The organism is Sphingomonas faeni, from assembly GCF_024273235.1.
Classification (GTDB): Bacteria; Pseudomonadota; Alphaproteobacteria; order Sphingomonadales; family Sphingomonadaceae; genus Sphingomonas; species Sphingomonas faeni_A.
Map to the genome: position 1 here is coordinate 32,477 of NZ_JANBVH010000020.1, position 22,502 is coordinate 54,978.

Below are 22,502 nucleotides of genomic sequence, written 5' to 3' on the forward strand. Positions count from 1 at the left end.
AAGCTCCTTCGTCACCAATCGCAATAGGAGAGATGCAGAGGGAATTTAGCTCCGCGTCTCCGCGTCTCCGCGTGAACCAATCTTACTGTTGCCCTCCCCGGCGGACACCGGGGGGGGAAAGACGGCGTCCTACTCCGCCGCAACCAACTCCGCGCTGTCGTCGAGCGGATCGCTCAGGCGGGTGAGCATTTCCTTCGGCACGATCTGCCAGAAATGCGGCGCTACCCGGTCCCAGTCCTCGAGCAGGCCCTTCGACCATTTGCTGTCGGTGGTGTCGGCATGGTCGCGCACCAAGTCGAGCAGAACGTCCGCCCAGTGCAGCGCCTTCACCCGGTCCCAGGTGATGTTCTCGGGGTTGGCGCGCTTTTCGAACACGCCCTCGGGGTCGTAGATGAACGCCATCCCGCCAGTCATCCCCGCACCGAAATTCGCGCCGACCTTGCCCAGCACCACCGCGATGCCGCCCGTCATATATTCGCACCCGTTCGCGCCGCAGCCTTCGACGACGACGTTCGCGCCCGAATTGCGCACCGCGAACCGCTCGCCTGCCTGCCCCGCCGCGAACAGCCGGCCGCTGGTCGCGCCGTACAGCACGGTGTTGCCGATGATCGTATTGTCCTGGCTCGCGAGCGGCGAACTCACCGCCGGCCGTACGATGATCGTCCCCCCCGAAAGCCCCTTGCCGACATAATCGTTCGAGTCGCCGAACACTTCCAAGGTGATCCCCTTGCACAGGAACGCACCGAGCGACTGCCCTGCCGACCCCCGCAGCCGGATCGTGACATGATCGTCCGCCAGCGTCGACATGCCGAACTTCCGCGTGATCTCGCTCGACAGCCGCGTACCGACCGCGCGGTGCGTGTTGCGCACCGAATAGGTCAGCTGCATCTTCTCGCCCCGCGAGAACACCGCGGCGGCGTCCTTGATGATCTGCGCGTCGAGGCTGTCCGGGACTTCGTTGCGGAAGGTCGACAGGCTGAACCGACGCTGCGAGTCGTCGGCATCAACCTTCGCCAGGATCGGGTTGAGATCCAGATCGTCGAGATGCTCCGCCCCGCGGCTCACCTGCCGCAGCAATTCGGTCCGCCCGATCACGTCGTCGAGGCTCTTCACGCCGAGCCGCGCAAGGATGTCGCGCACCTCCTCGGCGATGAAGGTCATCAGGTTGATCACCTTCTCGGGCGTCCCCACGAACTTCTGCCTGAGCGCGTCGTTCTGCGTGCAGATCCCGACCGGACACGTGTTCGAATGGCATTGCCGCACCATGATGCAGCCCATCGCGACCAGCGACAGCGTGCCGATCCCGAACTCCTCCGCGCCTAGGATCGCGGCGATGACGATGTCACGCCCGGTCTTGAGGCCGCCATCGGTGCGCAACCGCACGCGTCCACGCAGGCCGTTGAGCGTCAGTACCTGATTGACCTCGGACAGCCCCATTTCCCACGGCGTACCCGCGTACTTGATCGAGGTCTGAGGCGACGCGCCGGTGCCGCCGACATGGCCGGCGATCAGGATGACGTCGGCATGCGCCTTCGCCACGCCCGCCGCGACCGTACCGATGCCGGCCGACGAGACCAGCTTCACGCAAACCCGCGCCCGCGGATTGATCTGCTTCAAATCGTAGATCAGCTGCGCCAGATCCTCGATCGAGTAGATATCGTGATGCGGCGGCGGCGAGATCAGCGTCACGCCGGGCGTCGCATGGCGCAGCTTGGCGATGAACTCGGTTACCTTGAAGCCGGGCAACTGCCCGCCCTCGCCGGGCTTGGCCCCTTGCGCGACCTTGACCTCGATCTCCTCGCACGCGTTCAGATATTCCGCCGTCACGCCGAACCGCCCGCTCGCGATCTGCTTGATCGTCGAGTTCGCATTGTCGCCGTTCGCATAGGGCACGAAACGCGTCTTGTCCTCGCCGCCCTCGCCCGACACCGCCTTCGCGCCGATCCGGTTCATCGCGATCGCCAGCGTCTCGTGCGCCTCGGGGGAGAGCGCGCCCAGCGACATGCCCGGCGTCACGAACCGCTTGCGGATCTCGGTGATCGCCTCGACCTGGTCGACCGGCACGCCCTCCGCGGGGAAGTTGAACTGGAGCAGGTCGCGTAAGTACACCGGCGGCAGGTCGGACACCCCGCGCGAGAATTGCAGATAGCTCGTATAGCTGTCGGTCGACACCGCAGTCTGGAGCAGATGCATCAGTTGCGCCGAATAGGCATGCACCTCGCCGCTATGTCGCTGGCGATAGAATCCGCCGATCGGCAACGTCGCCACCGCCGGGTCGAACGCCGCCTCGTGCCGGTCGGTCGCGTTGACGTGCAACGACGCATAGCCCTCGCCGCTGATCTTCGCCGGCATCCCCGGAAACAGGTCGTTGACGAGGCTGCGCGACAGCCCGACCGCCTCGAAATTATAGCCGCCGCGATAGGACGAGATCACCGCGATGCCCATCTTCGACATGATCTTGAGCAGACCCTCCTCCACCGCGACGCGGTGACGGCGCAGGCATTCGGCAAGATCCAGATCGCCGAACAGCCCGCGCGATTGGCGGTCGACGATCGCCGCCTCGGCCAGATACGCGTTCACGGTGGTCGCCCCGACGCCGATCAGCACCGCATAATAATGCGTGTCGAGGCATTCCGCCGTCCGCACGTTGATCGACGCATAGGAGCGCAACCCCCGCCGCACGAGATGCGTATGCACCGCCGCCACCGCGAGCACCCCGGCGATGCCGACCCGGTCCTCGGAAATCGCCTCGTCGGTGAGGAAGATCTCGCTCTTGCCCTGCCGCACCGCCTGCTCGGCCTCGTTGCGGATCCGCTGGATCGCCGCGCGCAGCTTCTCTGGGCCCCCGCCGACCTCGAACGTGCAGTCGATCTCGGCGACCGCATTCCCGAAATGCGCCTTCAACCGCGACCAATGCTCGCCCGTCAGCACCGGCGAATCGAGCACCAGCACGCGCTCGCGCTGGTCGCGCACGTCGAGGATGTTGGCGAGGTTGCCGAACCGCGTCTTCAGCGACATCACGTGGCGTTCGCGCAGCGGATCGATCGGCGGGTTGGTCACCTGGCTGAAATTCTGGCGGAAGAACTGGCTGATCAGCCTCGGCTTGTCCGAAATCACCGCGAGCGGCGTATCGTCACCCATCGATCCGATCGCCTCCTTGGCGGATTCGACCATCGGCGACAGGATCAGCTCCATATCCTCCATCGTCTGCCCGGCGGCGACCTGACGCCGCGCGAGTTCGGCGCGGTCATAGCGCACGACCGCATCCTCGACCGAGGGCAGGTCGGCGAGCGTGTGGAATTCGCCGATCATCCCGGCATAATCCGCCTCGCCCGAGATGCGATCCTTCACCGCGCGATCCTGCAGCAGGCGGCCTTCGTCGAGATCGACCGCGATCATCTCGCCCGGCCCCAGCCGGCCCTTGGCGATAATCGTCGATTCGGGAACCACGACCATCCCGCTCTCCGACCCGACGATCAGCAAACCGTCCGACGTCAGCGTGTAGCGCAGCGGGCGCAGCGCGTTGCGGTCCATGCCCGCCACCGCCCAGCGGCCATCGGTCATCGCCAGCGCGGCGGGGCCGTCCCACGGCTCCATCACGGAGGCGAGATACTGGTACATCGCGCGGTGCTCAGGCGGCATGTCCGGGCTCGCGGCCTCGGGCACCAGCATCAGCTTGGCGGTCGGCGCGTCGCGCCCCGAGCGGCAGATCGCCTCGAACACCGCGTCCAGCGCCGCGGTATCGGACGCACCCGCCGGGATCACCGGCTTGATGTCCTCCGAATTGTCGCCGAACGCGAGGCTCGCCATCCGGATCTCGTGTGACAACATCCAGTTCTTGTTGCCGCGGATCGTGTTGATCTCGCCGTTATGCGCGAGGCAGCGGAACGGTTGCGCCAGCCACCATTGCGGGAAGGTGTTGGTCGAATAGCGCTGGTGGAAGATCGCGACGCGCGATTCGAAGCGCTGGTCGCACAGATCGGGGTAGAACACCGACAGCGATTCCGCGAGGAACAGCCCCTTGTAGATGATCGACCGGCACGACAGCGAACAGATGTAGAAGCCCTGGATCTGCGCCGCGATCACGCGCTTCTCGATGCGCCTGCGGACCAGATACAGCGTCTTTTCGAACTCGGCGGCATCGTGCTCCTCGGGCAACGGCCCGGCGATCATGATCTGCTCGATCTCGGGCCGCGTCGCCTGCGCCTTCTGGCCGATCACCGACACGTCGACCGGCACCTGGCGCCAGCCATAGATGGTATAGCCCGCCTCGATGATCGCGCTTTCCACGATCGTCCGGCAATCCTCCTGCGCGCTGAGATCGGTGCGCGGCAGGAAGATCATGCCGACCGCGAGCCGGTTCGGGCGGACCTTGTGGCCCGACGCGGCGACCGCGTCGTCGAAGAAGCGCAGCGGGAGGTCGATGTGCAGGCCAGCGCCGTCACCCGTCTTGCCATCCGCATCGACCGCGCCTCGGTGCCACACGGCCTTCAACGCATCGACCGCGGACTGCACGACACGGCGTGACGCGCGGCCGTCGGTGGCGGCGACGAGGCCCACGCCGCACGCGTCGCCCTCGAATTCGGGGCGGTACATGCCTTCGGCAGCCAGGCGGGCGCGTTGATCGATCATCGGAGAACCCTGTTCGTTGCTCATGCCGCGACCTTCGCGTTCGTAGCCTTGGTCTTCAGCCATTTGTGCATCGTCGCCGCCACGTCGCGACCGTCGCGGATCGCCCAGACGACGAGGCTCGCACCGCGGACGATGTCGCCCGCCGCGAACACGCCGTCGAGCGAGGTCATCAACGTCTTGCCGTCAACCAGTACGGTGCCCCAGCGGCTGACGCCAAGCTCGGGCGTCGCGAACAGCGTCGGGAGATCCTCGGCGTCGAAGCCGAGCGCCTTGATGACGAGATCGGCATCCACCGAATAGTCGCCGGCGGGATCGGGTTCGGGCGCACGGCGGCCGCTCGCATCGGGCGCGCCCAGACGCATTTTCCGCACCTTGACGCTCGATACGCGCTCGCCGCCGTCGAAGCTCTGCGGGCCCGACAGCCAGACGAACTCGACGCCCTCTTCCTCGGCATTGGCCACCTCGCGCTGCGATCCGGGCATGTTGGCGCGGTCGCGGCGGTAGAGGCACTTCACCGACTTCGCGCCCTGCCGGATCGCGGTCCGGACGCAGTCCATCGCGGTGTCGCCGCCACCGATCACGACGACGTCCTTGCCCTCGGCATTGAGACTCCCGTCGTCGAACGCGGGGACGGCGTCGCCGAAGCCCTTGCGGTTCGACGCGACGAGGAAGTCGAGTGCCGCGACCACGCCGTTCGCGTTCCCGCCCGGCAGGTCCATCGCGCGCGCCTTGTAGACCCCGGTCGCGATCAGCACCGCATCGTGGCGCTGGCGCAGATCGTCGAGGCTCGCATCCTCGCCGACCGCGAAGCCTTCGTGGAAGACGATGCCCGCCGCCTTCAACCGCTCGACGCGGCGCATGACGATCGGCTTTTCGAGCTTGAAGCCGGGGATGCCGTAGGTGAGCAGCCCGCCCGCGCGGTCGTAGCGATCATAGACATGCACGTCATAGCCATGCCCGCGCAGATATTCCGCCGCGGTGAGACCAGCGGGCCCCGCGCCGATCACGCCGACCGACTGGCCGCGCGATCTGCCGGGGACGAGCGGCTCGACCCAGCCATTCTCCCACGCGGTGTCGGTGATGAACTTCTCGACCGACCCGATCGTGACCGCGCCGTGGCCCGTGAATTCGATGACGCAATTGCCTTCGCACAGCCGGTCCTGCGGGCAGATGCGCCCGCAGATCTCGGGCATGGTCGAGGTCGCGTTGCTCAGTTCATACGCCTCGCGCAGGCGTCCTTCCGCGGTCAGCCGGAGCCAGTCGGGGATATGGTTGTGCAGCGGGCAGTGGACCGAGCAATAGGGCACGCCACACTGCGAACAGCGTCCGGCTTGCTCCTCGGCGGGTTCGACCGCGTATCGCTGCGCGATCTCGCGGAAATCCTCCTGCCGCTCGTCCGCGGTGCGCTTTGCCGGGTAGGATTGCTCCCGTCCAACAAACTTTAGCATCGAATCGTTCGCCATACATGCCTCCGACAGCCGCGTTATTGCGCCGAGGGAGGCTTGTCACGGCTAAAACCGCATATATGTAAGTTATGCTGCCTTATAAAAACTAAATTACCGTTCGACCTTCTAAGAACCGATCGCAATTACGCTTATTGGTACCGAAACGGACTTATTTGCTCAACAGCCAGACCAACGCAGCAGAACCTGCGACGACACGGTACAGGGCGAACGGCACGAACCCGTGCTTGGTGACGATGCCGACGAACCACTTCACCACCAGCAGCGCGACGATGAACGACACGGCCGCGCCGATCGCGATCGCGCCCAGCCCGACACCGCCGCCGCTCGCGATCGTGTCGCGGTTCTTCAGCAGCTCGAGCGCGCTCGCGCCGAGCATCGTCGGGATTGCGAGGAAGAAGCTGAACTCGGCCGCGGTGCGCCGTTCGACGCCCAGCGCCAGCGCACCGAGGATGGTCGCGCCCGAACGGCTGACGCCCGGAATCATCGCCAAGCACTGGAGGAAACCGATGCCGATCACTGTCTTTAGCGGAATATCCGCAACGCCGCTGATGTCGCTGCGGGGTGCAAACCGCTCGACCGCGAGGATCGCGAACCCGCCGACGATCAGCGCGATCGCGACGACCTCGGCATTGCCGAGCAGCGCCTCGATATACTTGTGCAGCGCCAGCCCGATCACCGCCGCCGGAATGAACGCCACCACTAGGTTGCGCAGGAACAGCCAGGACTTAGGCTCGCGCTTGATCAGCCCCATGCCGACCGCCCAGAACGTCCGCCAATAGAGCACGACGATCGCGAGGATCGCCCCGAGCTGAATGACGACGTTGAACACCTCCCAGCGCCCCGCGTCATAGCCGAGCAGCCGCGTCGCGAGGATCAGATGCCCGGTCGACGAGACGGGCAGGAATTCGGTGATCCCCTCGACGATGCCGAGGAGAATGACGGTGAGAAGTTCGGTCAAGCGAGAGCTCCGGCGCGATAGGTCAGGGCAGTATCAGGAGACAGAGACTTCCGCGCGCGTTTCGGCGCGACGTCCGAACCGTCCGGCCTTGCGAAAGCGCACCAGCCAGCCCGGCGCGACCGTCGACAGCGGCGTCGCCTCGATCCCGAGCGCGGCGAGGCCATCGGTGCCGGTGACGACATTGTCGCTCTGCAGCATCGTCCACTGGTCCTTGGTGATCGGCGCGCCCGGCAGGAAGCCGGCCTTCGCGATCATCGCGCCGGCAAAGTCCGGAAGCTCGACGATCGAGGGATTACGGCCGATCGTCTTGGCGATCCAGCGGATCAGATTGCCCATCGTGATGATGTCCGGCCCGCCGAGTTCCAGCGTCTGCCCGCCAAAGGTCTCGGGCGCCGACGCCGCCGCGACGATCGCATCCGCCACGTTGCCGACGAACACCGGCTGGAACTTCGCCCCGGCGCGCAACACCGGCACCACCGGCGCCTTGGCGATCATGCCGGCAAAGCGGTTCACGAATTGGTCTTCCTGGCCGAACACGATCGAGGGGCGCAGGATCGTCGCAGTCGGGAACGCCGCGAGCACGGCGGCCTCGCCTTGTCCCTTCGACTTGCCATAGGCCGACGCGGACTCCGGATCCGCACCGATCGCGGAGACATGCACCAGCGCGCCGACACCGGCCTTCGCCGCGGCCTGCGCGACCGTCTGCGCGCCCAGCGCCTGGATCCGCTGGAAATCGCCGGCCAACACGCCGACCAAGTTCACCACCACGTCGGAACCGTGGATCGCATGCGCGATCGTCTCGGGCTTGGTGACGTCGGCGCCGACGAACTGGGTCTGGCCGAGCCCGCCGAGCGGCTTGAGGAAGAACGCCTGCCGCGGATCGCGTTGCGCGATGCGGACGCGTGCGCCCGTCGCCAGCAGCGCCTGTGCGACATAGCGGCCGACGAAACCGCCGCCCCCGATCAGCGTCACCAGTTTGTCGTTCATCGCCGTCCGTCCACTTTGTTTTGGTCTGCCCATTCGCGAATAACCCCTTGCCCCAGCAACAGGCGTGTTGACAAGCATCGCGACCCTCCACTAGAGGCGCCTTCCTACCCCGTGCCCGGATGGCGGAATTGGTAGACGCACCAGCTTCAGGTGCTGGCGATCGCAAGGTCGTGGAGGTTCGAGTCCTCTTCCGGGCACCAGGGCCCCCTGCTCAGGGGGCCCCAGATGATCCCCCAGAGATTGAAAAAACCGCGGTTTTCTGCCATAAACTGGCTCTGGAAGGCCCGCGACGTGTCACTGCATCCCAATCCGATGTTGGCACATTTGTTGGTACTTCCGGGTACCAACAATGGGAGATACCAACATGGCTCTCACCGCACTGGAAGTTCGCTCCGCCAAAGGCAGGGAGCGACCGTACAAGGTCAGCGATTCAGGCGGCCTCTTCATGCTCGTTCAGCCGTCCGGGCAGCGATACTGGCGCCTCGCCTATCGGTGGGACGGAAAGCAGCAGACGATGGCTTTGGGTGTGTATCCGGATGTCACCCTCTCCGACGCGAGAACCAAGCGCGATGCCGTCAGGAAAATTCTCGCCGAGGGCAAGAATCCCGTTTCCGTCGCCAGAGAGGAGGAGCTAGCCGTCAAGCTTGCCGAGCAAATCACGTTCAAGGTTCTCGCGGACGAATGGTACAGCAAATGCGAACGCGAAGGGCGTGCGGCAATCACGTTACAAAAGCAGCGTTGGCTCCTCGACTTCGCTCTACCCAAGCTTGGAACCCGCCCCATCAACCGAATATCGGCTCATGAGGTGTACGAGGTACTCCGAGGTATCGAACTTAAAGGCCATTATGAAACGGCACGTCGCCTGCGCGGCACCTGCAGCCAGGTGTTCCGCTATGCGGTGGCCACCGCGCGTGCGGAACGTGACGTGTGTGCCGATCTGCGGGGCGCGCTGATCACGCCGAAGGTCAAGCACCTCGCCGCACTGACAAAGCCGGCAGAAGTCGGGGAGTTGATGTGCGCGATTGACGGGTTCGACGGCTACCGTGTCACACACGTCGCCCTGCGTTTGGCGCCGCACTTGTTCGTACGTCCGGGCGAACTGCGCCAGGCGGAATGGTCCGAATTCGATTTCGACGAAGGGGTCTGGGCGATCCCGGCAGAAAAGATGAAGATGCGGCGCCCGCACCATGTACCGCTATCGAGGCAGGCGCTTGCGATCATCGACGACATTCGCCCCTTGAGCGGCAAGCATCGCTATCTGTTTCCCTGCCAAGGGAAACGCGATCGCCCCATGTGCGAAAACACCCTGAACCTCGCACTCCAACGGCTCGGCTATGGCGGAGGGCGGATGACGACGCATGGGTTCCGCGCAATGGCGAGCACGCTGCTAAACGAATCCCGCAACTGGACGCCAGACGCGATCGAGCGGCAGCTTGCCCACGTCGATACGAATGCCGTGCGACGTGTATATGCCCGAGGCGAGTATTGGGACGAACGAGTTAGAATGATGCAAGCATGGTCGGACGAACTTGATCGGCTTCGGGCAGCAGCGCGTGCTCGGGCGACAATTAAAGTAGCGGCGTAAACGGCTGATACTTGAGTTTGTATTCGTAACGGGTGGGTGCTGAGAACGGGCAGCTCTTGAACGACGCAGCTTAATCGCCTGCTGGCCTTCGGTTAGCCGAGACCGGGAGCCGGTACCGCGCTTCTAATGGGATTGGATACGGCAGGTCGACGCGGTCATCGGTCCCAAGCAGACGCCACTCGAGCGTGTCCGCCAGATCAGCGCCGCGCTTGTCGTACAGATCAACGCTCAGCAGCCCTCGCAACTGCAGCGCGCGGTACGCTCGCTCGAACGACGGATCCTGCCGCAGGGCCATTCCCCCGGACAAGAGCGGCTTGCCACCCTGTTCCTGAAGGACGCGCCTGAGAACAATCTTGCCGATCCGCGCCTCGCACCCGCAGAGATGTTCGTCGACGCGGTGATACAGCTAGCGCGGGAACGCGGCGACAGCGCGCGCAGCGTTACGCACAAGGGGAAGTCGCGCGGCAGCGTACGCGGATACTATCAGGACCGGTGGGACGCTGGACGCGGGCGTCGGTGGTCGCGCTCAGGACAGCAAGCCCGCGCTCCATGCCCCCGATAAGGCGCGCAACCGTTGACCTGGCAGGGGCGGTTTCCCGACAGCACGCGGATCGTCAGCGTGGAGCGCATGTCGCGGGCGTTTACCAAATACCATCTGGATGACGGACGCGCGCTGCACCGGTTCAAGATGGAAGAGCCGCATGCGACGCCGCATGATCATCCCTGGAGTTTCGACACCGATATCCTCGACGGTGACTATGTCGAAGAGGTGTTCCACCTGGATCCAAACGGCGGTTGGCACAGCGAACTGGTTCACCGCATCCCCGGCGAGATCTACCATGTTGATGCCGCTCACATTCACCGCATCGTCGAGCTGCCGACCGGCGAGTGCTGGACGCTCGTTCGTGCTGGTCCCCATGCGCGGGAAACCCGGTTCTGGCGGTTCGGAGACATCGTTCAATCCCAGGCGTGGGCTGAGCGGAGATGGACGCGCGTCGAATAAGCCATCACGGCAAGAGGCATTCCACCGCGACGCTCAAGACGGCGTTGGCCGGGGAAGGGCATCGAGCGCTGCCGAGACCTGCAGGCGCAGATTATCGTCTCGGGTGATTTCCAGCATCGCGCTGAGGCTGCTGCGGGCGCTGGCCACATCTCCTGCGACTAGCTGAAGTCTGGCCCGCTCCCACCAACCATGGGCGTGCGGGGGCGCCACGATCGTCATGCGGTCGTACAGGACCAATGCGCGCGCGGGGTCGCCAGCCTGCTCAGCACGGGTCGCCTGGTTGAGCAGGAGTCGAACGAGTGCCGATCGGTTCGACAGGGGAAGCATCCCGTCGGAAAACCGTGCCTGGCCGGTCATCTGCTCCAACAAGGCTTCCACCTGTTCAGGGGCAACGATGCGGCCATCGTTAAAGGGATCGATGATCAGCGCATCCGATGCATCGCCAAGGCGGACCAGGACGTGGCCCGGAGTATTGAGCGGTATCGCCGACCACCCAAGGCGGCGTGCCATCGCCACATAAATAATCGAGAGACTAATCGGCAGACCCAGTCGTCGATCGACGACAGCGATCAAGTCCGCATTCTGGGGATCGTCGTAGTGCGTGCGGTCGCCGGAGAATCCGAACTCTTCTACCATCACGCTGCTCAGGGTCTGGGCCTGAGCAGCGCTACTCACTGCGCCGCCATCAGCAGCGCGTAGGGCTATTTCTATGTCCGTGAGCTCGTCGATATATTCGTCGAGATCGATACCGGGATGATCGAGCGCTGCGAGTTCCAGGGCGGCCAGATCGAGCTCGATCTCCCCGTCTTCCATCAGCCCGAGATGAAGAATGCTATTGGTCATGACGCGGTAGATGGGGGCTCTTCCGATCGTTCCTATGACACCGCAAGGCTATGAGACACCGCGAACGTCGCGTCATTCATTCGCGCTGGCCAAACGACCGCGATGCGTTCGAGGCCATGTCTGCATGCCCCGCGCAGGTAGGTTGGCCCCGAAGGCCCCATATCCTCAGCATTCGAAGGCGACACCGCCGAACGATCCATTGTGTCCGCTACGCGTTGTGCGACCGTATCCCTTTCCACGGACCGCTTCCCGCCTTCTAGCTTCTCAATGATGCTTGAACGAAAGGCCGCTTATTGAGTAGCGCGTCAGCCGGAAGGACGACCGAGAAGGAGGCGCGTTGCGGACCGTCCGTTTCGATCAGCCCGAACGGCAGCTTTCGCCTCAATCTGCCGTTCACCGGGGTGGCGCTGAACGACAGACTCTGGTCGGCTCGTGTCTGGCAGCTTCCCGGCAGCAGAGACCCAATTTCGGCCGTTCACCACTGTTTGAGCGTGTCCCGAAACCAGCCATTGGTTCAGGTGCGATGTTGCAGTTGGTATTGGCCGTTTAAGGTCTGACTGCTCTTGGTCGATCCGGCTGCGATTTCAGACGGCCTGCCATTACCTCGCTACGACGCTGGTCCAGCTGGGACTGCTCTCGGCAAGTACTTGGAATGGCTACCGGGTAGGCCTGCCTGCGGAACATCAGCGCCAGCTACTGGTGCTGAACCTGGCGGAACAGGACCAGCAGCGGTACATCAGGCGTCAATCGCCTGCGGCGTCGGCGTGACGGCGACAACGGTGCCACTCGTCATCAGAACAATGAGGCCGCGAGTGGCTCCTGTCACGTCGAGATAGGCTCGGACCTGCGCGCGGTAGTGCTTGAGCGTCTGGGCGTCGGGCGCCACGTCAGTCTTCCAGTCCACCACCACCAGCGGCCGGCCCTGGGCATCGACGGCGAGCGCATCTGCGACGCCAGAGGTGGCCAGAAGCTCACGCCCGTTGGCGGCCATAGCATAGACCGGCAATTCGGCGAGGAGCCCGGGCCGAAGCTGCACCACCTCGTCGATGGCGAGTGTCCGCGCGACGCAGTCGGCGAGCTCCGGGGGCGAGAGACCAACCGACGCATCCGCGACCGGCTCCTTACCAAGCGCGCGGACCAGTTCCGCCGCGCGCGTCTCCAGCGCGGCGGGCTCCTCGGACAGCTCGCAGGTCAGCACCTCCTCCATTAGCTTGTGGAGGACGAGTCCACGCTCCCGCCCGCCCTGCACCGCGGGCGGCTCGGGCAGATCTGGCGGCGGCCCCGCCTCCCCGCCGGCCCATACGTCGGGCACCTCCTCGAGCACCACCGGTCCCGCCGGCGCCTCGTCGCGGCTCGGCGCAACCCACTTCAGGTGCACCTGGCGCTCGACGATGCCTGCCGCTTCGTCCGCGAAGACCTCGCGGGTCTGCGCGTTTCCCGCACCGATGGCAGCGATCTGCGGATCGTCGGGGTATTGAGACGCATCAAAGGCTGGAAGCCCGTCTAAGAGCTTAACGAGGCCGATCCAAGACCTATTGGGCGGCGCCACGTCGAGGCGCGGCAGGATCAGCAGCTCACGCGCCCGCGTCGCCGCCACGTACCACAGACGGACGCGCTCGCGCTCCAGCTCCGCAGCCTCCGCCACACGGACCGCCTCGTAGCCAGACGGCGGCATGCCGAGCACCGAGCAGTAGAACGCGCCGGTGTCGCGATCGACGATCTCGCTGCGCCCGGCCATCACCGCCGTCATCGTGTTGACGGGGATCACGACCGGCCACTCGAGGCCCTTGGCCGCATGCATCGTGAAGAGGGCGACAGCCTCCTCCTGCGCATCGGGGCGTCCCTCGACCGCGCGCGTCTCGTCCCGCCACGCGGCCGCCATCGCCTCGGCGAAAGCGCGCAGGCCTCGCACCGAGTAACCCGTCGCCAGGCTGAGATAGAGGTCGACGTTGGCGAGCGCCCGCTCCGCCTGGCGCCCATGGCGGCCAAGGAGGATCGGACGCACGCGAAGAAGCTCCACCGCCTGGGACAGCAGGTCGTGCGGCGTCGTCGAGTTCACACGACGCTGCAGTGACTGCAGCCGCCCGATCACGTCGCGGGCCAGCTCGTGGGCGATCGTCTCGGGATCCACGTTCAGGTCCAGCCGCGGGATGCGGTTCTCGGCACCTTCGGCGCGGGGAAGCCCGCCGACAATGTCCAGCAGCTCCTCCTCCGTCAGTCCGACTAGCGGTCCGCGCAGCAAGGCGCCCAGGGCCAGCGTGTCGCGCCGGTCGGCGAGGACGCGGGTCAGCGCGATTAGATCCTGCACCTCCTGCCGGCGGAACAGTCCCTTGCCGGCCTGGGTGGCCACCGGGACGCCATGCCGCTCGAGCGCCTCCTCGTATCGCCACAGGTCCTTGCCCGTGGGCGCCAGCAGCGCGATGTCCCCGGGCTGGCACGGGCGCGGGGCTCCGGCCTTGCGGTCCATAACCATGTGGCTGCCGATGAGGCGCGCGCAGAGGTCGGCGACCGCCTCGGCCTCGGCGTCCCGCTGGCGTTCGACGTTGGCGGCACCGTTCTCGTCGGCGGCTGCGACCTCAAGCGCGGCGACGCAGACGCCTTCTGCAGGATCGTCGTGGAACGGGTCTAGCGCGGTGAAGCCGGGCTGGCCATCGCTCGACAACAGCGCCTCGAACCGTTCGTTCACGAACGTCAGGATCGAGCCGCACGAGCGGAAGTTCGTCGAGATGGACATCATACCCTCGGCGTCCTGGACCGAGAAGGAGTCGCGCGCCCGGACATAGGCGCCAACGTCGGCGCCGCGGAAGCGGTAGATCGCCTGCTTGGGATCGCCCACCAGGAACAGCGCGCCCGGGCGGATGCGGAATGCGGCCCAGTCGGAGGGGTCCTCCCCCGGATCGCCGCACAGGCGCCAGAGGATCTCGGACTGGAGGGGATCGGTGTCCTGGAACTCGTCCACCAGTACACGCTGGTAGCGCCCTCCGAGCGCCAGACGCACCGCGTCATGGTCGCGCAGCATGTCGCGGGCCGCATTGATGAGGTCGTCGAAGTCGAGCTGCGCGCTCGCGCGCTTGTAGGTCGCGAACTCCTCGAGAATCGGACGCGCCTCGGCGACGAGGGCGGCGAGCACATGGCCTGCGGCCGCCTGAAGTATGCCGTTCCATGCCGCGCCGCAGGCCTCGTACAGCTCCTTCGCCCGGTCGGAGAGCTGGTTGCCCTCCGCGGTCGAACGGCCGGCCGCCTTGGCCGCAGCGCCCCACTTGCCCTTGCGGTTGTAGGTCAGGAAGCCACCGCCCTTCTTGCAGAGCTCGGGATGCGGGCGGGTAACAAGGAGACCGACCAAACCGGCCGCGGTGACCGCAACGGCGTTGGCCGGCAGCGCCGCCGCCATGGCCGACATCTGCTGTGCGATGACCTCAGTCTCCGGCTCGATAGCGGGCGCCCTTCCCATGAACGCCGAAAGCTGCGCTGCGGCATCGCGGAACGCCTGCAGATGCCCGGCCAGCGGTGCGGTCGGCGGGGCGATCAGGTCGCGCCTCCCGCGCATTGCGCTCGCGATGGTGTTGACCAGCTCGACCGTCGCGCGGTCCGTGTGCAGCACCATCTCAGCGAGAATGCCGCCCTGCCCCGCCGAGAGGCGATCGCGCAGGTGGGTCTCGACGATCTCGCCGAAGACGAGGTCCGCCTGGGCGCGGTCCATGACGGTGGCGCCGGGATCGATGTCAGCCTCGACCGGATAGGGCTTGATCAGCCGCTGGCAGAAGCCGTGGATCGTCGAGCATGTGATCTCGTCGATCGACGCCACCGCCGCCGCGAGATTGGCGCGCTGTCCATCCGAGAGGCCATCAGGGAGACCAACGCGGAGTTCGGGCGCGATCCGGCCTTCGGCCAGCTCCTCCACGAACTCGCGCACCCGGGAGAGCAGCTCGCTGGCGGCCAGCTCGGTGAAGGTGACCGCGGCGATCGCCTGGGGCGCCACGCCCTCGGCGAGCATGAGGGCGACACGCCCAGCCATCACCGCCGTCTTGCCGGAGCCAGCGCCGGCCTCGACGAGGATGGAGCGGTCGTGCCGGCCGATCGCGTCTCGACGCGCGCCGTCGTCCTTCAGGATTTTGATCTCAGTCATCATTCGGCCTCCCAGACGAGAGTCGCATCGCCAAGGCGCTCGGCGACCGCGGTCTTCTTACGCTTGCAGTAGGTGGCGCCGGCGTTGGCCGGCAGGGCGAAGGCGAGGTCGTCGTAGTCCCCGCCGGTATCCGGACCGGGCAGTGCCGCGCCAGCGGCGAGCGACGCGCGGGCCGCCTGCAAATATCCGGTCAGCTCGTCCAGCGTGCCCCCCGGGTCGTCGAGCCGGAGATCGATCGGTTCGCGCGGATAGAGCAGCGACGCGGTGATCTCGACGCCGTCGCCGAGGAGCTGCCTGACGGCGAAGGCGTAGAGGCAGCGCTGCAGCTCCGCCCCGCCCTTCAAGCGGATCGCGTCCCGCGGCGCCTTGCCCGTCTTGTAGTCGCGCACGAGGGCGCTTCCCCCGCCAGCGGCGACGTCGAGGCGGTCGATGTAGCCCCTGATGGCGAAACCCGTCCCCGGGATCACAACCGGCGTCTCCGCATTCCACGGAATCGCCGCCTCGGACCGAGGCTCACATCCACCGAACGGCACCTCGCCGTACGACTGGGTACCCGGCGCAGGCGCGTCGCCATAGGTGAGCGCGGCGGACGAGAGCCGGCGCGCATCGTCGAGCGTCCGCTCCCAGATGGCATGCGGCGGCACCGGCTGCCGGCTCTCCCATTCGGCGGCGACAGCCGCGGCGGCGGCGGCCACCGCGGTCGAGACAGCCCCAGGTTCCGCGGCGGCGAGGCCGCCGACGGCCTCGAGCTCGTGCAGCGTGCGGTCGAGGACGGCATGAACGAGGTTTCCGGTCTGGAGGGCGTCGAGAACCAGCGGCTCGTCGCTGCTCTGCGGCTCGTTCCAGCCGAAGGCGTACTGCCAGACGAACCCGAGCGGGCTGCGGAGCAGTGTCTTCAGCGAACTCGCCGACTGCACGCGGCCGAGCGCCTCGACCAGCACCGGGTGATCGGCGCGCACAAGCCCGTCATGCGCGGTAACCGCCTCCTGCCGCCAGTGGTACCAGCAACCCAGCGCAGATGCCGCCTGGGGCACCCCGGAGAACTCGCCCGGCCGAGCCGTGAGGCGGTCAGATTCGCTGAACGCGTGGGCCGGGACGGCATTGCGGCGCAGATACGTCTCGTCGTCAAGGCCCGCCAGAAGCGGGCTGCGGCCCAGCAGGCGGCCCTCGCTGTCACGCCGGGCACGCGAGATCACTACCTGCGCACCCGTGGTCGCGAGCACGGTCTCGAAGTCGCGCCGGTCAGCAAGGGCGACGGGCAGCGGGTCGAGCTCGGACGTAAGGATCACGTGGTCGGGGATGAGGCGATCCTCGGAGATCGCGCGCGGCCACCGCGAGGAATTGAGGCCGACGAGCCGGACGTGTGCGCGCGGCGACGCAGCGAGTGCGCTCGCGGGCATCCACGCCACCGACACGCTCGCCTCGAGCCCGTCGTCTTGACGAAGCGACTCTAGGGTCGCATCGATCGACGCAGCGGGTCCCGCGAGCAGCGCCTTGCGCCAGATCGTGCGGGCGCGACCGGTCAGGAGCGCCTCGCCGATGGCCTGCGCCTCACTGGTCCCTCCGGCCAGGATGCCGACCACGTCGCGCAGCTCCTGGGTGTGGTCCACGGCGTCCGGCCAGTCGGCCGCACCAAGCCGGCCGAGCAAACGATCCCAGGCCGCCTGTGTCGAGAGCGGCGCGTCCGTGGGCAGCACGCGGAGCCAGCCGTCGGGCAGAGACACGAGCGGCCGACTGTCGCGGCACAGCGATGCTAGGCGCCGAAGGCGGGTCTGCGAAATGCCACGCACCAGGATGTCGGCCAGCGCCGCCGCCGCCTGCCCGTCGCGGGTGGTGACGGTGCGGACGCCGTGCACGAAGTGAATCTCGATGTTCGCGTCAGCCCGCAGCGCAAAGAAGTGATCGTCGTGGTCCGCCGGCGAAGCCGTGGCGATGGCAATGTCGGAGGGCGCCACGCCCGACGCCAGTAGCCCGCGCGCCCAGCGCATGGCCTCGACGGCTTCGTGGTAGGCGGTGGCGGCGCTCACGACCGTGATCGTCGGCGCGGTCGGCCCTGAGGCTTCGACCTCAGTCTCGCCGCTCAGCCACGCGGGTACAGCGCGCGGCCCTGCCTCCCACCGCACCGAGACATTCGCAGCGAGAAGGTGCACCAGCGGCCGCCAGCACGGCGCCAGCTCAGTGATGCTGGAGATGCGGATCGGGCCAAGGACGGCCGCAGCGTACGCGATGCGCGCCGACGCAGCCGCCACGATGTCGCACGGGCGCAGCATACCGGCGGGGAGACTGGCAAGGATCGCCGCCTCCAGCTTCGCCACGGCGTCGATCCGCGGATCGTCGCCAGCGCGTGCCGACAGGTCGATCCCCGCGCGCCAGACCTTGTGAAGGGTGTCGGCGGCGGCGCCGACCATGCCCGGCAGTCCCTTGATGCCCTCCAGCTCGCCCATGTTGGTCGCCGGCATCACCGACTGGATCGTCTCGCGCAGCGCCTCGTCGTCGATCAACCGGACGAAGCCGCCGGCGAGACGCACTGCCGCCTGCTCGAAGGTCATGATCTGAAGACCGTGGTGTCCGTCGCGGGCGGCGGCAAGACGCGCCTCGCGCATCGCGTTCCGACCATGGACGATGAGAGTGGATCGGATCGCCTGCATTCCCCTGTTCCTCCTGAAACTGTCCTCGACACCATTGACGCTGACTCGTGATGGGGATACTATATATTCAGATATTTATAGTATGTCCATATACTTTGTATACCCATCAGCTGACTTGGAGTGCGTGCGTGACGGATGAGGAGACCGGAACGCTCAAGTGGGGCGTGGAGCGCAGGCTCGAGTTTATCGAGTTCAGGCTGTTCTGGGAGGGTGGCGTGAACCGCGCAGACATCATTGGCCTGTTTGGGGTCTCGGTGCCTCAGGCCTCGAAGGATCTCACCCTATACCAGGAGCGCGCGCCGGGGAACGCAGTCTACGACAAACGTGCCAAGCGGTACGTCGCCGGTGATGGCTTCGCGCCGGTCTTCCTGAAGCCCGACCCCGCCGCCTATCTCTCGCGACTGCGCTCGCTCTCCGAAGGGCTGACCGAACCGGGGGAATCGTGGATCTCAGATCCCCCGGCGGTCGACATAGCGGTGACGCCGCGCCGGCGCGTGGAGAGCGACACCCTGCGGGCGGTGCTCGACGCGATACGCGACAGCCGATCGATCGAGGTCCATTACCAGTCGATGAGCCGCGACCGCGCTGCGCCGACATGGCGGCGCATGACGCCCCATGCCCTCGGCTACGACGGCTTCCGTTGGCACGCCCGCGCCTTCTGCCACGTGGAGGGACGGTTCAAGGACTTCCTCCTGCCCCGCATTCTGGGGGAGCGTGCGCCCGGGGACCCCGGCGCCACCGGGGCCGACGACCGGCAGTGGAACGAGACGTTCGATGTCGTCATCGGACCGCATCCCGACCTCACCATCAGCCAGAAGGAGGTCGTCGCGAAGGATTTCGGCATGCGCGACGGCAAGGCCGTCCTCAGGGTTCGCTACGCGATGCTGTTCTACGTGCTGAAGCGGCTCGGCCTGCTCGAGGACGCGACCAAGCTCAGCCCCCGCTCCCAGCACATCGTCGACCTGAACCGACCAACCACCTTGGCCGCGCTGGAGCGCGCCGACTTCAAGCTCTAACCTCAGCGGGCCGCAGGCTGTTGAGCGTTGGCCTGTGGATCGGCGTGGAAAAAGGACCCCGGTAGCGGGGTGATCGGCGTCGAAAAAGGACCCCTCATTCCGTTGGTCTAAGGCTGTCCGCTTGGCAGATGTCAGGCGGCGAGATCGGGATGTGGTATTGGAGACGGTATTGAGGATCCGGCGCGAGCACGCGTCGGGCAAAGCCATCAAGGCGATAATGCGAGACCTGCATTTGTCACGCGGTGTCGTGCGCAGGGCGATCCGGGCGCCGGAGGCGGACACCAAGTACCGGCGAGAAGTACAGCCGTTGCCAAAATTGGGGCCGTTTCAGATGCGGCTCGATGCGCTGTTGGAAGAGGATGAGGCACGACCGCGGCGCGAGAAGCTGCGCATTACGCGTGTCCACGATCTGCTGCTGCGCGAGGGGTTCGACGGCTCGTACGATGCGGTGCGCCGCTACGCTACCCGCTGGCGGCAGGCTCGGCGTCGCGACGTAATGGACGCGCCAGCGTTCATCCCGCTGCTGTTCCGGCCGGGCGAGGCCTACCAGTTCGACTGGAGCCACGAAGACGTCGAGATCGCGGGCAAGCCGATGCGGGTGAAGGTTGCGCATGTGCGGCTGTGCGCATCGCGGGTGATGTACGTGCGAGCCTATCCGCGCGAGACGCAGGAGATGCTGTTCGACGCCCATGCGCGGGCATTCGCCTTCTTCGGTGGCGTGCCGACGCGGGGCATCTACGACAACATGAAGACTGCCGTGACGAGCGTGTTCACAGGCAAGGAACGGGTTTTCAACCGGCGTTTTCTGGTCATGGCGAACCACTACATGGTCGAGCCGACCGCATGCTCGCCGGCAGCCGGCTGGGAGAAAGGCCAGGTCGAAAACCAGGTCCAGACGGCACGCGGTCGGTTCTTCCAACCGCGCCTGCGCTTTGTCAGCCTCCAGGAGCTGAACGGCTGGCTGGAGGCGGAATGTTGCCGCTGGGCCGACCTGCACCAGCACCCTGAGCAGAAGGAACTGACGGTTGCCCAGGCATGGGCTGCCGAGCGCGGTGTGCTCCAGCCGGTCGCCGCGCCCTTCGACGGGTTCTACGAGAGCGAGCATGCGGTGAGCGGCACGTGCCTGATAAGCTTCGACCGCAACCGCCATTCCGTCTCGGCCAAAGCAGTGCGGCGCACGGTCCAGGTGCGTGCCTATGCTACCCGCATCGTCGTGCGCCTCGGCGATGAGGTACTCGCCGACCATCCTCGGTTCTTTGGTCGCGACCGCACCATCTACGACCCGTGGCACTATCTGCCGGTGCTCGTGACCAAGCCCGGCGCCTTGCGTAACGGCGCGCCATTCCAGGACTGGGAGTTGCCGCCTGCGCTGTCACGACTGCGGCGCAAGCTCGGCGCTGGCGATGATGCAGACCGGCGGTTCGTGCGCGTGCTTGCCGCGGTGCTCGACGACGGGCTCGATCTCGTCGAGGCGGCCGTCCGTGAAGCATTGCTGGCCGGTATCACCAGCGACGACGTCATTCTCAACATCCTCGCCCGTCGGCGCGAGCCGCCACGACCGTTGGCCATCGCCACACCCGAGGACCTGGCGCTGCGCCATCCACCTCGTGCCGACTGCGGTCGCTACGACAGCCTGCGAGGTTTCCATGCAGCGGCATGAGATGATGACGGCCATGGCCGAGTTAGGGCTCAAGGGCATGGCTGGTGCCTTCGACGAAGCGGTCACCACCGGCCTGCAGCGCAAGCGTATGACGATGGAAATCCTGACCGACCTGCTGCGGGCAGAGACGGCCCATCGCCATGCAGCGTCGGTCCGCTACCGGATGTCAGCCGCCAAGCTGCCGGCGGTGAAGGACCTCGACGCCTTCGTATTTGACGGCACGCCCATCAACGAAGGCCTGGTGCGCTCGCTGCACAGCGGCTCCTTCTTGGCCGGCCAGCGCAACATCGTGCTCGTCGGTGGTACGGGCACTGGCAAGACGCACCTCGCCAGCGCCATTACCGCCAACGTCGTGCGAAACGGCGCCCGCGGCCGCTACTTCAACACGGTCGACCTGGTGAACCGGCTCGAGGAGGAAACTCGCCTCGGCAAGGCCGGCGCGCTTGCAGCTCAGCTGTCACGCCTTGAGGTCGTGGTGCTCGACGAGCTTGGTTATCTGCCGTTCGCCCGCTCGGGCGGCCAGCTGCTCTTCCACCTGGTCAGCAAGCTCTACGAGCGGACCTCGGTCATCGTCACTACGAACCTTGCCTTTGGCGAATGGCCGACTGTCTTCGGCGACCCCAAGATGACCACCGCGCTGCTCGACCGCATTACGCACCACTGCGACATCGTCGAAACCGGCAACGACAGCTGGCGCTTCAAGCACCGCAGCTAGCCCTCGGGAACCCGACAGAGGAACGCTTCGCGCTGGTTACGCCTCCGGTCGGGCTACGCCCGCCCTACGCCGCAACCAGCGCGAACGGCGCGTCCGTTACCGTCACGCCGCCCAACGAAGGGGGTCTCTTTTGGACGCCGATAGGGGGTCCTTTTTGGACGCCGATTGACACGTTGGCCGCTGGTGGGATCGCCGGCGGCACGACCGGCGGGCTTTTTGGCAAACTGCTCTTTTGAGCGTCAGCCTGCTTTGTAGCGACTGCGTCATCCTGTACCGCTAGCGGCACTGCATCGAGAACTTGTTCGCCCGCCCCAAAGACTGACGGCGCATTTGCACACGCTATGACCTATGTGCTTACATCTTCCTCGCCGCCATCTTCCGATTCTCGATCAATGAGTCCTGAGCCTAAAGACCACGGTGTCCATCATCGCCTTGGCGGTAAGGAGAACGGGACGATCGTTCAGCTGGCCTAGCTTACCGGTACACTGGCGGGTCGGTACGGCACCTTGCCAAGAAACCGCTGTCCTACTCCCTACCTGACCATCAGTCTGGGGGTCTTGGGGCAGATTCGAACTGATGTGGTTGCTCGTTAAGTATCCACAGAAGGGAAAATAGGATGGGCGAAATGCACTCCGAGCGGGATTGGGTCTACTATGCGGACCGCATGCCGCTGACGACGATCGTCCCGTGCTACGTAAACGGCGTGCGCGACCGCGCCCGCGAGAACATGCTCGCGTCCAACCTGGCGAAGCTGATCAACAGCGCCGCCGCGCTTGTCAGCATCGTCGAGGAGAACCCCGCCCTGTTCTTCGGCATGGAGGACACCTGCCGCTTCGATTTCGACGACGTCGCCGAGGCGCTCG

The 22,502-nt window shown here is 66.1% G+C and carries 13 protein-coding genes and 1 tRNA gene; 6 read left to right on the top strand and 8 right to left on the bottom strand.

Annotated elements, in window-relative coordinates; translation table 11 throughout:
• Positions 1-129: 129 nt before the first annotated feature.
• The 4 genes from gltB to NLI89_RS12370 form a co-directional block, all read right to left on the bottom strand.
• Positions 130-4,632: a glutamate synthase large subunit gene (gltB, locus tag NLI89_RS12355; RefSeq protein ID WP_254687317.1), complete on the bottom strand. Its 4,503-nt coding sequence runs from the start codon at positions 4,630-4,632 to the stop codon at positions 130-132.
• 20 nt (positions 4,633-4,652) lie between these two features.
• Positions 4,653-6,095, bottom strand: a complete 1,443-nt coding sequence (locus NLI89_RS12360; RefSeq protein WP_254687287.1) for an NAD(P)-dependent oxidoreductase — start codon at positions 6,093-6,095, stop codon at positions 4,653-4,655.
• 151 nt (positions 6,096-6,246) lie between these two features.
• Complete coding sequence (locus NLI89_RS12365) at positions 6,247-7,056, bottom strand: undecaprenyl-diphosphate phosphatase (RefSeq protein WP_254687288.1); 810 nt, start codon at positions 7,054-7,056, stop codon at positions 6,247-6,249.
• Positions 7,057-7,089: 33 nt separating this feature from the next.
• Entirely contained in the window at positions 7,090-8,043 is a 954-nt protein-coding gene (locus NLI89_RS12370) for a complex I NDUFA9 subunit family protein (protein WP_254687289.1), read from the bottom strand.
• Positions 8,044-8,156: 113 nt separating this feature from the next.
• Between NLI89_RS12370 and NLI89_RS12375 the strand changes: the two genes are divergently transcribed.
• The 3 genes from NLI89_RS12375 to NLI89_RS12385 all read left to right on the top strand — a co-directional run bounded on the left by NLI89_RS12375 (position 8,157) and on the right by NLI89_RS12385 (position 10,631).
• Positions 8,157-8,243: transfer RNA gene (locus tag NLI89_RS12375), tRNA-Leu, on the top strand.
• Between the two features lie 164 nt (positions 8,244-8,407).
• On the top strand, positions 8,408-9,628 hold the full coding sequence (locus NLI89_RS12380) for a tyrosine-type recombinase/integrase (RefSeq protein WP_254687290.1): 1,221 nt from the start codon (positions 8,408-8,410) through the stop codon (positions 9,626-9,628).
• Positions 9,629-10,202: 574 nt separating this feature from the next.
• Positions 10,203-10,631, top strand: a complete 429-nt coding sequence (locus NLI89_RS12385) for a hypothetical protein (protein ID WP_254687291.1) — start codon at positions 10,203-10,205, stop codon at positions 10,629-10,631.
• Positions 10,632-10,664: 33 nt separating this feature from the next.
• Here the strand turns inward: NLI89_RS12385 and NLI89_RS12390 are convergent, their stop codons facing one another.
• From NLI89_RS12390 to NLI89_RS12400, 3 genes are all read right to left on the bottom strand, one after another.
• Positions 10,665-11,474, bottom strand: coding sequence for a SirB1 family protein (locus tag NLI89_RS12390; RefSeq protein ID WP_254687292.1), 810 nt, complete (start codon positions 11,472-11,474; stop codon positions 10,665-10,667).
• A 736-nt stretch (positions 11,475-12,210) separates the two neighbouring features.
• Positions 12,211-15,600, bottom strand: a complete 3,390-nt coding sequence (locus NLI89_RS12395) for a UvrD-helicase domain-containing protein (RefSeq protein ID WP_254687293.1) — start codon at positions 15,598-15,600, stop codon at positions 12,211-12,213.
• The gene (locus NLI89_RS12400; RefSeq protein WP_254687294.1) at positions 15,600-18,248 is read right to left on the bottom strand and encodes a PD-(D/E)XK nuclease family protein; all 2,649 of its coding nucleotides are present in this window, start codon (positions 18,246-18,248) and stop codon (positions 15,600-15,602) included. Before NLI89_RS12400 ends, NLI89_RS12395 begins: the two co-directional genes overlap by 1 nt.
• Positions 18,249-18,376: 128 nt before the next feature.
• On the opposite strand from NLI89_RS12400, the gene NLI89_RS12405 reads away from it, so the two are divergent.
• The 3 genes from NLI89_RS12405 to istB all read left to right on the top strand — a co-directional run bounded on the left by NLI89_RS12405 (position 18,377) and on the right by istB (position 21,639).
• Positions 18,377-19,264 (top strand): helix-turn-helix transcriptional regulator, encoded by an 888-nt coding sequence (locus NLI89_RS12405; RefSeq protein ID WP_254687295.1) that lies wholly within the window; start codon positions 18,377-18,379, stop codon positions 19,262-19,264.
• Between the two features lie 151 nt (positions 19,265-19,415).
• Entirely contained in the window at positions 19,416-20,924 is a 1,509-nt protein-coding gene (gene istA, locus NLI89_RS12410) for an IS21 family transposase (RefSeq protein WP_368077276.1), read from the top strand.
• Positions 20,911-21,639 carry an IS21-like element helper ATPase IstB gene (gene istB / locus NLI89_RS12415; RefSeq protein ID WP_133032303.1) on the top strand — a complete coding sequence of 243 codons (729 nt, stop codon included), beginning with the start codon at positions 20,911-20,913 and terminating at the stop codon, positions 21,637-21,639. The genes istA and istB overlap by 14 nt, the downstream gene beginning before the upstream one ends.
• Positions 21,640-22,329: 690 nt before the next feature.
• On the opposite strand, the gene NLI89_RS21750 is transcribed toward istB, so the two are convergent.
• Positions 22,330-22,455 (bottom strand): hypothetical protein, encoded by a 126-nt coding sequence (locus NLI89_RS21750; protein WP_302675758.1) that lies wholly within the window; start codon positions 22,453-22,455, stop codon positions 22,330-22,332.
• Between the last annotated feature and the right edge of the window lie 47 nt (positions 22,456-22,502).